Origin of the sequence: Gottfriedia acidiceleris, from assembly GCF_004138285.1 — a bacterium.
Classification (GTDB): Bacteria; Bacillota; Bacilli; order Bacillales; family Bacillaceae_G; genus Gottfriedia; species Gottfriedia acidiceleris_A.
In genome coordinates, this window is sequence record NZ_SCFN01000001.1 from 221,875 (window position 1) to 237,724 (window position 15,850).

Consider the following 15,850-nt stretch of genomic DNA (forward strand, 5'->3'; position numbering starts at 1 on the left):
TGTATATTACATCAGTATTCTACCAGCTTAATGTGAACTCAGTGTGAAATCTTGGTGAACAGTTAGTGACAAGTAAAATACAGGGATTTTTTAGGGTATTAGGAAAAGGGAATAGTAAAGGGTAGCAATGGCAGCAATGGCAGGTCATTAGACAAGGACCAAGATGTAGAGAGTTATATTAGAAGAATAAACAATTTATAGTAGCGACAGTAAGATTATTTAGGGTTTTGTTAGTTTTGGAATAATATGTTATAAATTTATATATATAATTTTAGTTAGGAGTACATTGATGAAACAGAGTTTTTATCGTTTGTTTATAGAGTTAACGAATAATCGTTTTACTTCTGGTCTTTTGCGTAGGCTTGCTACTTCTAGATTTAGTAGGGTGTTTATTAATCCTTATATTAAAGCGTTTAATTTAAATATGGATGAGAGTAAAGAGACTGTTTTTCCTACTTTACATGCCTTATTTACTAGAGAATTAAAGCAAAATGCTAGACCGATTCATGCTGGTGAAAGTGAATTAGCTTGTCCGGTAGATGGTGTGTTAGAGTCTTGTGGAAAAATTGAAATGGATATTAAATTTGTCGTTAAAGGAAAGACATATAGCATTATTGAGATGTTAGGTTCAAAGGAAATGGCAGATAAATATGATGAGGGTTATTATATGGTATTGTATTTAAGTCCTAGCCATTATCATCGTATACATAGCCCAATCGAAGGCGAAATTGTATCACAATTCGAGTTGGGTGCTAAATCTTATCCCGTGAATAAAGCAGGATTAACATATGGTAAAGATCCACTTTCAAAAAATTATCGAGTTATTTCAGAAGTATTATGCACTGAAAATAATAAACATGTTGCGATGATTAAAGTTGGTGCTATGTTTGTTAATACAATCGTAGTAACCAAAAAAGAAAAGCGTTTGAAAAAAGGTGAAGAAGTAGGGTATTTTTCTTTCGGTTCTACAGTTGTTTTACTTTTTGAAGCTAATAGTTTTTCACCAAATATGAAGCTTCAATCTGGACAAGCGATAAGAGTTGGTCAAAATCTTGGTAAATTACACTAAGTATGCACTTTTTTTCACGAAATGAGAGCCATCATATAGAAAGATGGTTCTTTTTCTGTTATTGTAAAGAGTGCTTGTATTTTAATTTCACTTGTATTATTTGCATATATTGAAAATAATAAAAATGTTTAAGATGTTTTTTTTATATAGTAATCTAGACCTCTTCGTTTAATTTCTTTTTCAATTAAATAAATGAAGGCAGGATCAAGCTGTAAACCTAGAGCTTTTTTGTACGACTCAAGTAACAACTCATCATTTAATTTGTACATATGTTTTGCCCGGTTGGGCATTCACCTCCGAGTGAGAAAAGTTTTTTGAATTTCTTCGTAAACTTAATGTATCAAATTTTTAAAAATAGAACAATCGTTCGTTTATCCACAGAAATAGGTGGATAAGTTGTGGGTAATTTGTTTATATATTCTGAAAAGGTAGGTTCTTGGACTAAGGATAATGTGTATAGATTTATCCACAGTTAGAATGATTGTAGTTATTTGTCGAACGATTTTAAGAATATATCGAGGTGTAATAATGTTTAATAAATTTTTACCGAGTGAAACTGTTAATAATGTTTATGCAATTACGCCTGAGCATTTAAAAGGCTTAGGAATAAAGGGGATCATTACTGATTTAGATAATACGTTAGTAGAATGGGACCGTCCATTAGCTACTCCAGAGCTAACGAAATGGTTCAAAAGCATGGATGATGCAGGGATTAAAATTACAGTTGTATCGAATAACAATGCTGAGCGTGTTGGAAAGTTTTGTGATCCTTTAGGAATTCCATTCATTCATCGTGCACGTAAGCCACTCGCTACATCATATAAAAAGGCATATAAACAAATGAATTTAAAACCAAATGAAGTCGTGATGATTGGAGATCAATTGCTTACAGACGTATTTGGAGGCAATCGTCAAGGAATTCATACTATTTTAGTTGTTCCGGTTGCAAGTACAGATGGAATTTGGACAAGATTTAATCGAATGGTAGAACGTAGAATTCTATCATCTTTAAGGAAGCAAGGATTGCTACAATGGGAGGATAAAAAGTGAGTAATACAGAAGTAAGATGTATTGGTTGTGGAGTTGAAATTCAAACAGAGGATAAAGACAAGCTTGGATATGCACCTCCATCTTCATTAGAAAAAGAAGAGATTATTTGCCAACGTTGTTTCCGTTTAAAAAACTATAATGAGATTCAAGATGTAGAGTTGACTGATTCTGACTTTATTCGTATCTTAAATGGGATAGGTTCTAAGGACTGTCTTGTTATAAAAGTAGTTGATGTTTTTGATTTTTCTGGCAGCTGGTTAAATGGAATTAATCGATTCGTTGGAAACAACAAAATATTATTAGTTGGAAATAAGGCAGATTTAATTCCTAAGTCAGTAAAGAAAAATAAGCTTACGCAATGGATGAGCGGAACTGCAAAACGTTGGGGACTTAAACCTGTAGGTGTTCATTTAATTAGTGCAGTAAAAGGCACTGGTATAGACGAATTAGCTGAAAGTATTGAGAAGCACCGTGAGGGTAAGGATGTATACGTAGTAGGTTGTACAAATGTTGGAAAATCAACGTTTATCAATACGATGATTAAACGTTATAGTGAAGAAAATAGTAATATCATTACAACATCGCATTTTCCGGGCACAACACTTGATATGATTCAAATACCACTTGATGATCAGAGTGATCTAATTGATACTCCAGGTATTATTAATCATCATCAAATGGCTCATTTCGTTGATAAAAAAGGTTTGAAGATTATTACTCCGAAAAAAGAAATTAAGCCTATGGTTTATCAATTAAATGAGGGACAAACTTTATTCTTTGGTGGGTTAGCTCGTTTTGATTATTTAGAGGGTGGAAGACGTTCTTTTACTTGTCACTTCTCAAACGAATTATTAATTCATCGTACTAAACAAGAAAATGCTGATGATTTATATGAAAGACAAGCTGGGGAAATATTAGTTCCACCATATGGTGAACAAATAAATGAACTTCCTAAATTAGTGAAGCATGAATTTATGATAAAAGATGCTAAAACTGATATAGTTTATTCAGGGTTAGGTTGGATCACAGTGAATGAACCAGGTGCTAAAATTGTTGCTTATGTACCAAAAGGTGTAGCTATAACTCTTCGTAATTCTATTATATAAGAATAATTTTGGGGGCGAAAAGAGAAATGAAAGACCAATACTATGTAATCGGTCAACCGATTGGTCATTCAATGTCTCCAACTATGCATAATGAATGGTTTGGCTCTAATGATATTTCGGGTCACTATTCTGCAAAAGAAGTTGGGATAACAGAATTAAAATCAGTTATGACAGAATTTCGTTCAACTGTAAAAGGATTTAATGTAACAGCACCATTAAAAGTAGAAATTATGCAGTACTTAGATGAAATTGATCCATTGGCAAAAGCAATTGGAGCTGTTAATACAGTTATCAATAAAAATGGAAAACTATATGGTAAAAATACTGACGGTATGGGGTATTGTAGAGGCTTATCCTATGTTTTGAAAAATCCGATTGAAGAAGAAAAGATTTTGATTATCGGTGCAGGCGGTGCTGCTAGGGCGATCCTTTATAGTTTACTGCACTTGGGTGTTAAGCATATTACAGTCACCAACCGAACGTTAGAAAAAGCAGAGGATCTACTAGATGGTAAGCTGATGAGTGAGGTTAATATTATGTCTATTTCAGATGCTGAAGAACATTTAGGTCACTTTTCTCTTATCATTCAAACAACTTCTGTTGGAATGAAGCCAAATGAAAATAGCACGCCGTTAGCACTAACAAATTTATCACCAGATGCAATTGTGTCGGACCTAATATATAGCCCATTTAAAACAGTATTCTTAAAAGAAGCTGAAGAAAGAAATGCGACTATCCAAAACGGATTACCGATGTTTATTTATCAAGGAGCATTAGCATTTCAAGAGTGGACGGGAATTTTTCCAAATACGATTGATGCATACTCATTATTAGAAAGAAAACTTGGAGGAACAAAATGTTAACAGGTAAACAAAAAAGATTTTTACGTTCGAAAGCTCATCACTTAAACCCTATTTTTCAAGTAGGTAAAGGTGGAGTTAATGAAAATATGGTTAAGCAAATTTCAGAAGCGCTTGAAGTAAGGGAACTTTTAAAAGTAAGTATACTTCAAAACTGTGATGATGATCGTTACGATGTAGCGGATCAGCTAGTTGAAGGAACAGACGCTGAACTAGTACAAGTAATTGGACATACAATTGTTTTATATAAAGAGTCTGAAGAAAATAAAACAATCGTACTACCTTAATATGTTAAATACCGTTAATTAGAGGAGAAGCGGATTAATGGATAAACAAAAAGCACTTACATTTGTAAAAGAAAAACTAACGAACGGGCGTTTTACACATACTATTGGTGTGATGGAAACTGCAGTTAGACTAGCCGAAAAGTACGGTGCGGATGTAAAAAAAGCAGAACTAGCTGCAATTTTCCATGATGTCGCAAAATGTATGCCGATAAAAGAATTAAAATCAATTATGGAAGAAAATAAACTTTCATTAAAGCTTTTAAAGTACAATAAAGAATTATGGCATGCTCCTGTTGGTGCATTTCTTACTGAACATGAATATGGAATTGATGATCAAGAGATATTACAAGCTATCACATATCATACAAGTGGTCATAAAGAGATGAATTTATTAGATAAAATAATATATGTAGCAGATTATATTGAACCTAATCGTAGTTTTCCAGGTGTAGAGGAAGCTCGTGAATTAGCGGATCAAGATTTAGATCGAGCTTTATTATTTGCATTAAAAAATACAATTACATTTTTGATTGGTAAAGAACAAACAGTCTACCCATTAACGGTTAAAACATATAACTCAATATTAAAGCAAGTTAAAAGCCAGGGGGAATAAAAAGAATGAGTGAAAAAGAATTAATGATGCTAGCTGTAAATGCTGCTGATGATAAAAAAGCTGAGGATTTAGTCGTACTAGATATGAAAGGAATCTCTGCGATTGCAGATTATTTCATTATTTGTCACGGTAATTCAGATAAGCAAGTTCAGGCAATTGCAAGAGAAGTGAAAGATCAAGCTCAACAAAATGGTAAAGATGTTAAGCGATTAGAAGGATTTGACGAAGCTCGTTGGGTTTTAGTAGACATCGGTGACGTTGTCGTTCATATTTTCCATCGTGACGAAAGAAACTATTACAACTTAGAAAAACTTTGGGGAGATGCACCTTCTCTTGATGTTTATGGAGAGCTTCTTTCATGACATACAATCGCTTCGCGTATTTGTATGATCAATTAATGAATGATGTTCCTTATGAAAGATGGGTTCAATTCCTAAAAAATGTATTTCAAAAATATGAAATGCTTCAGCCTTCAATTTTAGATATAGGATGTGGAACAGGTACATTACCCATCTTATTGGCAAAATTGAACTATTCAATTAGCGGGGTTGATTTATCTGAGGAAATGTTAAGTGTCGCAATGGCTAAAGCAGAACTAGAAAAAGTTAATATCCCTTTTTTTCAACAAAATATGGTGGAATTAGATGGGTTTGATCAATTAGATTGTGTAACAATTTTCTGTGATTCACTTAATTATTTAGAAACAGAAGCTCAAGTAAAACAAACCTTTAAAAAAGTAAATGAAAGCTTAAAAGATAATGGTTTATTTTTATTTGATGTACATTCTCCTTATAAAATTGAAGAAATCTTTGGTGAAGAGACATTTTTTATTGATGATGCAGAGTTAAGCTTAGTTTGGTCTTGTACGCAAGGGGAACATCCATTCAGTGTTGAACATGATTTAGTTTTCTTTATGAAAGAGGAAAATCGTGATTTATATGAACGCTTCGAAGAGTATCACAATCAAAGAACATTTCCAATAAATACGTATAAATCATTGTTAAATCAAACTGGATTTGAAGTGAAAGAAATCATAGCAGATTTCGATGAAGCTGTAGATGATACTTCTGAACGAATCTTTTTTATAGCAATGAAGAAATAAAAAACCCTTTAAAGAAAATTCCTTTTCTTAAAGGGTTTTTTACTTTATTAGTCGTACAAAATTGAATTTTATATTTTTGTTAAGAATGGAGTCAAGCGGTATAATCATTTTTAAGTAAATTAAAATTGTTCCTTTACACGCTCAATTTCCTTTTCAAACTTATCATGTGTTTTTTCAAAAATTTCTTCGAATAAATCTCCTACTCGTGCTTCTAATACTTTAATACCCTCTCCAGTAATTCCGCCTTTTACACATACCTTTTCTTGAAGTGTTTCAAGCGTAAAATGTTTTTGTTCAATTAGTTTTCCAAAACCAATAATCATTTCTTCTGCTAAAATCGTTGCTTGTTCTTTTGAAATTGAAGTTTGACAAACAGCCGCATCGATAAATTTTTGAAGCAAGTAACTAAAAAATGCGGGTCCACAGCTTGCGATATCCGATGAAACTCTTGTGATATCTTCTGTTATCATAACTGGTTTAGATATATTCGAAAAAAGTTCGATAATTTGCTCCTTACTTTTGGCCGTACAACTATTCCCAAAATTAACTAAAGTTACACCACTCAATGCTTGATTCGTAATACTTGGAATAACGCGTGCAACTTGACAAGGTAATATCGCTTCTAATTGTTCAACATTAATCGGACTAGTGATCGATATAACGCAATGTTTTTTAGTGAAATGTTTTTGTAAAGATGATAAAAGTGGCTGAATTTCTAAAGGTTTTACACATACTAATACAATTTCTGAAGCGGTAATTACTTCTTTGGCTGTCTCAACAACTTTTAAATCAGGATATATATTTTTTAGCTCATAAGCTTTATACATTGAACGGTTTGTAACAGTTAATTTGGAGGGCTTCACGGCATTTGATTTTATAAATCCATTGAGCAAGATGGTGCCCATATTTCCTGTACCTATGATTCCTACGTTCATTAGTACATCCCTTCCTTTGCATACATTCTCTCCTACACTATATGAAGCAAGGTCGAAAATAATGATATAAGTTAAAATGGAGGACTAATAATGAAAAAGTTAATTCATAATAAACTGGTTTGGATCGGTCTCGTAATTGTGGTATTTTAGTCGTAAATTTTTATCAAACTGAGCGTAAAAATGAAGTGGTTTTTGCAAAGCAATCACTTGAAGAAGAAATAGTAAAGAAGAGCGATGATCAGAAAAAAGAAGTTAGTATGCCAGTGAATTCGAAAGTATTTATGGTTGATGTAAAAGGAGCAATACAAAAACCAGGTGTAATCCAATGTAACGAAGGAGAACGTGTTTTTGACGTGATTAGATTGGCTGGAGGATTTAAAGAAAAAGCTGATGTTAATAAGGTTAATTTAGCTGAAAAAATTTTTGACGAGATGGTCATTTATGTACCGTTTATTGGAGAAGAAACTGATCAAACTATAATTACTAATAGGGGGGATGAAACCAAACAAAATGAGACGATTGATATAAACCATGCATCACAATCAGAATTGGAAAAAATTCCGGGTGTGGGTCCAGCAAAAGCAAAAAATATTTTAGATTATATTGATACAAACGGACCATTTACTTCAGTAGAACAATTAGAATCTGTAAATGGAATCGGCAAAAAATCCCTTGAAAAAATGACTCCATTTATTGTCATTCGATAAATTAAATTATTATGAGTATTTATCTGGCTTATATTGTTTTTGTACAAATAATAATAATCGTCTTTTTTAAAAGCTATAATTTATTCTTTATATTAATATTACTCATTTTAATGATTTTTTTAGTCAGAAAGAAAAAATGGCTCCTTTTATTAATTTGTATTATTTCGCTATGTATTACGTCTAGTATATGTTACCTACAAAACAATAAAATGAATTCCCCTAAACCAAAGCCCTCTCAAAATGTTCGTGGTGAGATCACTTCTACTCCAATTATAGATGGTAATAAGGTTTCGTTTACATTTAAACTCCATAATCAAGAAATCTTACTAAATAGTTTTGCTAATACCAAAGAACAATTAAAAGCTTTTCAAAAAAGAAAAATAGGTGAAATATGTGAAGTAAAAGGTGAGGTTACATTGCCTTTAGAAAGCTCGAACCCATACTTATTTAATTATAAGAAGTACTTATTAAATCAAGGGATTCACTGGATTATTACTGCTAATCCAAATAGTTTAGGGGATTGCGAAAATGGGAAACGAACCATCATTCAATCAATAAATTATAGTCGACATGCTTTAACTAAATATGTAGAGATGAATTTTAATTCCAATACAGAAGGTTATATTAATGCACTCCTATTTGGGGAACGATCAAAAATGAATGCAACTACAGAATCTCAATATCAAATAGTGGGAATAGTGCATTTACTTGCGATTAGTGGTTCTCATATTAGTTTATTGAGTCTTGGCATCTATTTTCTACTAATTAGAATTGAAGTAACAAAAGAAACCAGCTTATTTATAACGATTTTATGTATTATGTCGTATGGATTTCTAGCAGGTGCTACAGCATCAGTTGTCAGGGCAGTTATTATTGGTGTTCTAGTTTGCTTCTACAAGTTAGCAAAAATGAAAGTTGATATTACTTCGCTATTATTCTCATCTTGTATAATCATGTTATTTGCAAAACCAAATTATATTGATGATATTGGATTTCAATTTTCCTTTGTAACAAGTTTTGTACTTGTTTTAACTTCTGGTCAAATTTTAAATTACAAATCTTGGTATACAAGGGCACTTTATACATCGAGTATTACTCAATTAGCATCAATCCCTATATTACTTTTTAATTTTCATGAATTTTCACCATACAGTATAATGATTAACTTACTTTTCATTCCTTATATTAGTTTTATTATTATGCCACTATGTATGTTTTGTTTTAGTTTAAGTTTTATTAATTTAGAAATCAGCGAACAGTTCACATTACTATTAACATTCTTTATTAAAATATCAGATAAATTACTGAGTATATGCATGCAATTACCGTTTATTAAGGTGATTTTTATACATCCTTCAAAAGGAATTCTGTTTATATATATAGTGCTTATATTTTTAATTTTATACTTTATGGAAAGTGAGAAAGAGAAGAAATTATTTATTAATTGTCTGATTGGATTTTTTATTCTTATTAGCGGGCATTTATTTTATCCCTTTATGAACCCAGTTGGAAAGATTATGTTTATAGATGTAGGTCAAGGTGACTGTATACTTATAAAATTGCCTTTTAATAAAGGGAATTATGTAATTGATACGGGAGGTAGGTTAACTGGCAAAGAAGAAACTTGGATGAAGCGTAAAAAACCATTTTCAACCGGCAGTGATCTATTGATTCCTATATTAAAAGGAGAAGGAATTAGTAAAATAGATAAATTAATATTTACACATGGTGACATTGATCATATTGGTGGTGGAAAAGAAGTATTACAATCATATCACGTAAAACAATTAATCGTAGGTGACAAGGCGAAATTTACTTCAGCAGAAAAAGAAAGAATTAATATAGCCATAAAAAAAGGAGCCGAGATTAAAAAAATTAGCGAAGGTATGAGTTGGAAAATCGGACAGAATTATTTTCAAGTTATTTCCCCAATTAAAGACTATGTAGGTGAGGAAAACCAGGGGTCAATTGTTTTAACGGCATATATAGGTGGGAAGAATTGGTTATTTTCTGGTGATTTAGATGAAATTGGTGAAAATCGATTGATCACTAAATATCATGATTTAAAGGCAGATGTCTTGAAAATAGGACATCATGGTAGCAAAACATCTACTTCCGAAAAATTTATTAAAGTAATTATGCCTAAAATTGGCATTATTTCAGTTGGGGAAAAAAATCGATATGGTCATCCAACAAAAGAAGTACTTAATCGATTAAAAAAGTACAATGTTAAAATCTTACGTACCGATGAACTTGGTGCAATAACTTATGAATTTAAAAGAGGACAAGGTACCTTTTATACATTTAAAGCATATCGTAAAACAAATAAGAGAAACCAAGAAGGAAATTAAAAAGACTGCCGAGGCAGTCCCATCATTTGATTCTATGTATTATCGTGCAACATACTCCACAATTGTTGCGATGATAAATAGAGTTGCGAAGAAACCAAATGAAACAGCAAAGCCAACGCCAGAATCTGTTGAATCATTACGTTTGCTTTGAACATTTTTTTCAAAAGTATTCACAAATAACCCCTCCTAATTCAATTTTAGTATAAATCAATATAACTAAAAAATCCATAGTATGTTTGTTTTAGTTATACCGTTTTAAATGAAGAAACCGGGTCTTTATTTAAAACGTTAATATAAATTAGAGATTAGTATTTACTAATCTCTTCCTTCTCATGTAGGACATGTTATACTATACTAAGAAAATTAGTGTAGAGGTGCAAAACATGATTAATGATTTACATAAAAAATTGAAAAAGAATGTGTCGCCAATGTATTTATTGGTAGGTACTGAAGATTTTTTACTTCAAGAAGCGGAAAACTTAATCGTGAAAGCAGCTTTACAAGGAGAAATTGATGATTTTAACTATCAAACATATGATTTAAAAGAGTCTTATTTAAGTGAAGCTCTTGAGGATGCTCAAACACCGTCCTTTTTTGGCGGAAACAAAGTCATCATCATAAAATCATGTTTGTTTTTAACAGCTCAAAAAGAAAAAATTGTACAAGATATAGAACCACTATTTGATTATATTGAAAATCCTGCGCCTTTTACTACTGTTGTTTTTGTTGCTCCTTTTGAAAAATTGGACGAGCGGAAAAAAGTAACAAAAGCGTTAAAAAAACAAGTAGAGCTAGTTGAATGTCATCCTGTTGAAACGAGTAATTTAGACGGCTGGATTAAAGAGCGGTTTACTGGGAATGTAAAGATTACTAAAGAGGCAATTGAAAAATTAAAATTACTCGTTGGAAATAATTTATCAATATTAAAACTTGAATGTGAGAAGCTACAATTGTTTATTGGGAATGAAGGCGAAGTTGATGCAGATTTAGTAGAATTGATGGTAGCAAAAACCATTGAACAAAACGTTTTTTCTCTTATAGAAAAAACAGCAGTAAGACAGACAACTGAGGCACTTAAAATTCTTCATGAATTATTATTTATAGGTGAAGAACCGATAAAAATAGTTGCTTTGTTAGCTAGTCAGTTTAGATTATTGTACGGAATAAAACAATTATCAAGTAATGGATATTCAAATAATCAAATTGCCTCTTCAGTTGGTGTATCACCAGGAAGAGTGTTTTATGGACAAAAGCAAGCGAATAACTTTCAAGCAAGTGAATTGAAAGAAGCAATACGATTAATTGCTGAAGTTGATTATAAAATGAAGACTGGTCAAGGAGATAAAGTTATGATCCTTGAAATGTTAATTCTTCAATTAAATAAATAATTGTAAGAAAATCCGTCTTAAATGATGATTAGTTTAAAAAATCAAATTACAAATCACATGGCAGTCCAATGCGTTAAATTGGACTGCCATTTTTCTGAATAAAATGGCTACAATTTTCAGTCTATATGATTCGATTACAAATATGTTTAAAAAAAACGTCTAGTTGAATAATTTTATTGCACGAAAAAATGGTGTCTCAGATGAGACACCATTTAATTCATTACGCGTTCATAGCGTTAACTTTTTTAGCTAAACGAGACTTTTGACGTGAAGCAGCGTTTTTGTGGATTAGATTGCTGTTAACAGCTTTATCTAATTTTTTAGAAGCAGTTAATAAAGCTTCTTGCGCTTTTTCAGTTTCGTTATTAGTAACTAAAGCTTCAACATTTTTCACTGCAGTACGCATTTCTGATTTTAGAGATGCGTTGTGAGCACGATGAGCTTCAGCTGTTTTTACACGTTTAATAGCTGATTTAATATTTGGCATACCTTTCACCTCCCGAATGCAGTCGAGAAATTTGCCTCGAATACAAATAGAACAAAACTTATTTTATCAAAACAAGTCCCATTTGGCAATAGAATTCATAAAGCTATTTTCGCCTTTTCAAAAGAAAAATAAACAACTCGTTTAGAATTGGTAACATCTAGCTAAACTAGTTAAGAAGAGAATTGTTAAATTTCGATGAGTATTGTGGAGGCTAGATAAATGAGTGAGTTAGATTTAAGTCAATATAGTGTTCGAACAGATTTAGCAGTAGAGGCAAAAGAGATGCTCGAGGAGCGTGAACAGACAAAGGAAGAAATTACCGGCGTAATCGTTAAAGAGCGAGAAGCAGATGGTGTAAGTATTTCTCATGTTCATATTAAAGAATCCGCATCTGAAAGAATAGGTAAAAAGCCAGGGAATTATTTAACCCTTCAAGTTCAAGGTATTCGTGAACAAGACACTGAACTTCAAGAAAAGGTTGAAAAGGTTTTTGCTAACGAGTTTTCTGCTTTCTTAAAAAATTTAGGAATTACGGAAGATCAAACTTGTTTAGTTGTCGGATTAGGAAATTGGAATGTGACTCCTGATGCGCTTGGTCCAATGGTTGTTGAAAATTTAGTTGTTACGAAGCATCTTTTTGAATTACAGCCTGAAAGTGTACAAGATGGTTATCGTCCAGTTTGTGCTTTGTCCCCTGGTGTAATGGGGATAACTGGTATTGAAACTAGCGATATTATTTCAGGTGTCATTGATAAAGTAAAACCAGATTTTGTCATTGCGATCGATGCACTTGCAGCTAGGTCTATTGAGCGAGTTAATACAACAATCCAAATTACTGATAATGGCATTCATCCAGGTTCTGGAATAGGGAATAAACGTAAGGAATTAAGTAAAGAAACACTAGGTATTCCGGTAATTGCTATAGGAGTTCCAACTGTTGTTGATGCTGTTGCTATTACAAGTGATACAATTGACTTCATTTTAAAACATTTTGGACGAGAAATAAAAGAGGGAGACAAGCCTGCTAAAGCGCTAATCCCTTCTGGAATGGCATTTGGAGAAAAGAAAAAGTATACCGACGAAGATATGCCTAGTGAAAAGGAACGAATGGCATTTATGGGGATTGTTGGAACACTTGAAGAGAATGAAAAACGGAAACTGATTCATGAAGTACTGTCACCATTAGGTCATAACTTAATGGTTACACCAAAAGAAGTGGATACATTTATTGAAGATATGGCAAATATTATTGCTGGTGGTATGAACGCAGCTCTGCATTCTAAAATTAATCAAGACAATATTGGCTCATATACTCATTAATATTTCGTAAGTGAGGAGAAACAAATGAAATATATGGTTCGGTACTTTACGCTAATCATCATTTTTTCGATAACAATCATTACTTGTATGCAAGTTGCGAAAGACGGAATAAGTAAAGTTACTTCGACTGATTACTATCATGTAGAAGATGTAGTAAAAATCTCAAAAGAAGATGGGAAAGCTGGTCCAGTACTTTTTGGAAAAGATTATACGAAAGAAGGACTAGCAATTAGAGAAGATCATCTAGAAAGATTAGGGGCATTTAATTATTTTACAGTTGTTGGTAAAGGACTATCCCGTTTTGTTACGTATGTAACTGAAAAAGGAGTTAAGATTGTTGAAAAAATTCCTTCTATTATTGATAGCTTTAATTAGACCTTCTAAACTTCATTCGACATATACTGCTAATAGAGATTGAATATTGCCCTGTTTTTTTGATATAATCAAAACTATCTATGCTGTCGAGAAATTTAGGAGTGATGAAATGAATAAAGAGTCAAGATCAGAAAGACAAAAGAGAATTAGAAACTTTTCAATCATCGCACACATTGACCATGGAAAATCTACATTAGCAGATAGAATTCTTGAGAAAACAAATGCATTAACTCAGCGTGAGATGAAGTCTCAGCTATTAGACTCAATGGATTTAGAGCGTGAACGTGGAATTACCATTAAATTAAATGCTGTGCAGTTACAATATAAGGCTAAAAATGGAGAAGAATATATTCTTCATTTAATTGATACACCTGGACATGTCGACTTCACTTATGAAGTTTCACGTAGTTTAGCAGCTTGTGAAGGCGCAATTCTTGTAGTTGATGCTGCACAAGGTATCGAAGCACAAACATTGGCGAACGTATATTTAGCTTTAGACAATGATTTAGAAATCTTACCAGTTATTAATAAGATTGACTTACCGAGTGCAGAGCCTGAACGTGTAAGACAAGAAGTTGAAGATGTAATTGGACTAGATGCTTCTGAAGCGGTATTAGCATCTGCTAAAGCAGGAATCGGAATAGAAGAAATTCTAGAACAAATCGTAGAAAAAGTACCAGCTCCAACAGGTGATCCAGATGCGCCTTTAAAAGCACTTATTTTTGATTCATTATTCGATCCATATCGTGGTGTTGTAGCTTATATTCGTATCGTAGATGGTACTGTAAAAGTAGGGCAAAAAATTAGAATGATGGCTACTGGTAAAGAATTCGAAGTAGTTGAAGCTGGAGTATTCACTCCTCGCACTACACAACGAGACGAATTAACTGTAGGTGACGTAGGTTTCTTAACAGCTTCTATTAAGAATGTTGGAGATACTCGCGTTGGGGATACAATTACCCTTGCTGAGAATCCAGCAACTGAGCCGCTACCAGGTTATCGTAAATTAAATCCTATGGTATTCTGTGGATTATATCCAATTGATACTTCTAAATATAATGATTTACGTGATGCACTTGAAAAGCTTCAATTAAATGATGCAGCTTTACAATTCGAAGCAGAAACATCTCAAGCTTTAGGATTTGGTTTCCGTTGTGGATTTTTAGGATTATTACACATGGAAATCATTCAAGAGCGTATTGAACGTGAATTCAAAATTGATTTAATTACAACAGCACCAAGTGTTATTTATAGTGTTTACACAACAAAAGGTGAAATGATTACAGTTGATAATCCAGCCCATATGCCTGACCCTCAATCAATTGATCGAGTAGAAGAGCCTTATGTAAAAGCAAAAATTATGGTTCCAAATGATTTTGTAGGAGCCATCATGGAGCTTTGTCAAAAGAAACGCGGTAACTTTATCGATATGCAATATTTAGATGCAAACCGCGTGACGTTAACTTACGAAATTCCATTATCTGAAATTGTTTATGATTTCTTTGACCAATTAAAATCAAGTACAAAAGGCTATGCTTCATTTGACTATGAGTTAATTGGCTACAAAGCATCTAAACTTGTGAAAATGGATATTTTATTAAATGGTGAACAAGTAGATGCTCTATCATTTATCGTTCATAGAGACGCAGCTTATGATCGTGGAAAAATTATCGTTGAAAAATTAAAAGAACTTATTCCAAGACAACAGTTCGAAGTACCAGTTCAAGCGGCAATCGGACAAAAAATCGTTGCTCGTTCAACAATTAAGTCAATGGGTAAAAACGTATTAGCTAAATGTTACGGTGGGGATATCTCTCGTAAACGTAAGCTATTAGATAAGCAAAAAGAAGGTAAAAAGCGAATGAAAGCTGTTGGATCTGTAGAGGTTCCACAAGAGGCGTTCATGGCTGTTTTACGTATGGATGATTAATAATTAATAAGAATTCATCGATTATAGAATTGATGATTATCTAAAAATGCCACCGTAATTTATTTGCGGTGGCATTTTTAATTTTTGTTACATTAATTTTTTACTCAAATTGTTATTAATAAAAAGTAAGATGTAAATAATGATTAATAATAGAAAAGCGATTAATTAGACAAATATCATAAGAAAATATACAATCATAAAGTTGAAATCAACAAAAGTCCCTGAATCTGCACCTTAGATGGTATTGGATCAGGGGCTTTTCACATAGAA

General features: G+C 32.4%; 18 protein-coding genes. 14 read left to right on the plus strand and 4 right to left on the minus strand.

Going from position 1 to position 15,850, the window contains the following annotated elements:
• Nucleotides 1-289: 289 nt before the first annotated feature.
• Complete coding sequence (locus EP747_RS01070) at nucleotides 290-1,069, plus strand: phosphatidylserine decarboxylase (protein WP_129688133.1); 780 nt, start codon at nucleotides 290-292, stop codon at nucleotides 1,067-1,069.
• A 128-nt stretch (nucleotides 1,070-1,197) separates the two neighbouring features.
• Here EP747_RS01070 and EP747_RS01075 read toward each other — a convergent pair whose 3' ends face one another.
• Nucleotides 1,198-1,338 (minus strand): sporulation histidine kinase inhibitor Sda, encoded by a 141-nt coding sequence (locus EP747_RS01075; protein WP_069035227.1) that lies wholly within the window; start codon nucleotides 1,336-1,338, stop codon nucleotides 1,198-1,200.
• Between the two features lie 259 nt (nucleotides 1,339-1,597).
• Here EP747_RS01075 and EP747_RS01080 point away from each other — a divergent pair, with 259 nt between their 5' ends.
• The 7 genes from EP747_RS01080 to EP747_RS01110 are packed head-to-tail and all read left to right on the plus strand — an operon-like array spanning nucleotide 1,598 to nucleotide 6,087.
• Nucleotides 1,598-2,119, plus strand: coding sequence for a YqeG family HAD IIIA-type phosphatase (locus EP747_RS01080; RefSeq protein WP_069035111.1), 522 nt, complete (start codon nucleotides 1,598-1,600; stop codon nucleotides 2,117-2,119).
• Nucleotides 2,116-3,225 carry a ribosome biogenesis GTPase YqeH gene (gene yqeH, locus EP747_RS01085; protein WP_129688134.1) on the plus strand — a complete coding sequence of 370 codons (1,110 nt, stop codon included), beginning with the start codon at nucleotides 2,116-2,118 and terminating at the stop codon, nucleotides 3,223-3,225. The genes EP747_RS01080 and yqeH overlap by 4 nt, the downstream gene beginning before the upstream one ends.
• Nucleotides 3,226-3,251: 26 nt before the next feature.
• Nucleotides 3,252-4,088, plus strand: coding sequence for a shikimate dehydrogenase (aroE, locus tag EP747_RS01090; protein ID WP_129688135.1), 837 nt, complete (start codon nucleotides 3,252-3,254; stop codon nucleotides 4,086-4,088).
• Nucleotides 4,082-4,372, plus strand: coding sequence for a ribosome assembly RNA-binding protein YhbY (gene yhbY, locus EP747_RS01095; protein WP_087998699.1), 291 nt, complete (start codon nucleotides 4,082-4,084; stop codon nucleotides 4,370-4,372). Before aroE ends, yhbY begins: the two co-directional genes overlap by 7 nt.
• Nucleotides 4,373-4,409: 37 nt before the next feature.
• The gene (yqeK, locus tag EP747_RS01100; RefSeq protein ID WP_129688136.1) at nucleotides 4,410-4,985 is read left to right on the plus strand and encodes a bis(5'-nucleosyl)-tetraphosphatase (symmetrical) YqeK; all 576 of its coding nucleotides are present in this window, start codon (nucleotides 4,410-4,412) and stop codon (nucleotides 4,983-4,985) included.
• 5 nt (nucleotides 4,986-4,990) lie between these two features.
• On the plus strand, nucleotides 4,991-5,347 hold the full coding sequence (gene rsfS, locus EP747_RS01105; RefSeq protein WP_129688137.1) for a ribosome silencing factor: 357 nt from the start codon (nucleotides 4,991-4,993) through the stop codon (nucleotides 5,345-5,347).
• Nucleotides 5,344-6,087 (plus strand): class I SAM-dependent DNA methyltransferase, encoded by a 744-nt coding sequence (locus EP747_RS01110; RefSeq protein ID WP_129688138.1) that lies wholly within the window; start codon nucleotides 5,344-5,346, stop codon nucleotides 6,085-6,087. Before rsfS ends, EP747_RS01110 begins: the two co-directional genes overlap by 4 nt.
• Nucleotides 6,088-6,206: 119 nt before the next feature.
• Here the strand turns inward: EP747_RS01110 and comER are convergent, their stop codons facing one another.
• On the minus strand, nucleotides 6,207-7,022 hold the full coding sequence (gene comER, locus EP747_RS01115) for a late competence protein ComER (RefSeq protein WP_129688139.1): 816 nt from the start codon (nucleotides 7,020-7,022) through the stop codon (nucleotides 6,207-6,209).
• Between the two features lie 119 nt (nucleotides 7,023-7,141).
• Here comER and EP747_RS01120 point away from each other — a divergent pair, with 119 nt between their 5' ends.
• On the plus strand, nucleotides 7,142-7,729 hold the full coding sequence (locus tag EP747_RS01120) for a helix-hairpin-helix domain-containing protein (RefSeq protein ID WP_129688140.1): 588 nt from the start codon (nucleotides 7,142-7,144) through the stop codon (nucleotides 7,727-7,729).
• An 11-nt stretch (nucleotides 7,730-7,740) separates the two neighbouring features.
• A complete protein-coding gene (locus EP747_RS01125; RefSeq protein ID WP_129688141.1) occupies nucleotides 7,741-10,080 on the plus strand; it encodes a DNA internalization-related competence protein ComEC/Rec2 in 2,340 nt (779 codons plus the stop codon).
• A 39-nt stretch (nucleotides 10,081-10,119) separates the two neighbouring features.
• Here the strand turns inward: EP747_RS01125 and EP747_RS01130 are convergent, their stop codons facing one another.
• Complete coding sequence (locus EP747_RS01130) at nucleotides 10,120-10,254, minus strand: YqzM family protein (RefSeq protein WP_088013707.1); 135 nt, start codon at nucleotides 10,252-10,254, stop codon at nucleotides 10,120-10,122.
• 209 nt (nucleotides 10,255-10,463) lie between these two features.
• Here EP747_RS01130 and holA point away from each other — a divergent pair, with 209 nt between their 5' ends.
• The gene (gene holA / locus EP747_RS01135; protein WP_165346764.1) at nucleotides 10,464-11,468 is read left to right on the plus strand and encodes a DNA polymerase III subunit delta; all 1,005 of its coding nucleotides are present in this window, start codon (nucleotides 10,464-10,466) and stop codon (nucleotides 11,466-11,468) included.
• Nucleotides 11,469-11,688: 220 nt separating this feature from the next.
• Here holA and rpsT read toward each other — a convergent pair whose 3' ends face one another.
• Nucleotides 11,689-11,955: a 30S ribosomal protein S20 gene (rpsT, locus tag EP747_RS01140; RefSeq protein WP_069035099.1), complete on the minus strand. Its 267-nt coding sequence runs from the start codon at nucleotides 11,953-11,955 to the stop codon at nucleotides 11,689-11,691.
• A gap of 219 nt (nucleotides 11,956-12,174) precedes the next feature.
• Here rpsT and gpr point away from each other — a divergent pair, with 219 nt between their 5' ends.
• The 3 genes from gpr to lepA all read left to right on the plus strand — a co-directional run bounded on the left by gpr (nucleotide 12,175) and on the right by lepA (nucleotide 15,580).
• Nucleotides 12,175-13,275 carry a GPR endopeptidase gene (gene gpr / locus EP747_RS01145; RefSeq protein ID WP_129688143.1) on the plus strand — a complete coding sequence of 367 codons (1,101 nt, stop codon included), beginning with the start codon at nucleotides 12,175-12,177 and terminating at the stop codon, nucleotides 13,273-13,275.
• 24 nt (nucleotides 13,276-13,299) lie between these two features.
• On the plus strand, nucleotides 13,300-13,650 hold the full coding sequence (locus tag EP747_RS01150; RefSeq protein WP_129688144.1) for a hypothetical protein: 351 nt from the start codon (nucleotides 13,300-13,302) through the stop codon (nucleotides 13,648-13,650).
• A gap of 109 nt (nucleotides 13,651-13,759) precedes the next feature.
• Nucleotides 13,760-15,580 carry a translation elongation factor 4 gene (gene lepA / locus EP747_RS01155; protein WP_129688145.1) on the plus strand — a complete coding sequence of 607 codons (1,821 nt, stop codon included), beginning with the start codon at nucleotides 13,760-13,762 and terminating at the stop codon, nucleotides 15,578-15,580.
• Nucleotides 15,581-15,850 lie beyond the last annotated feature (270 nt).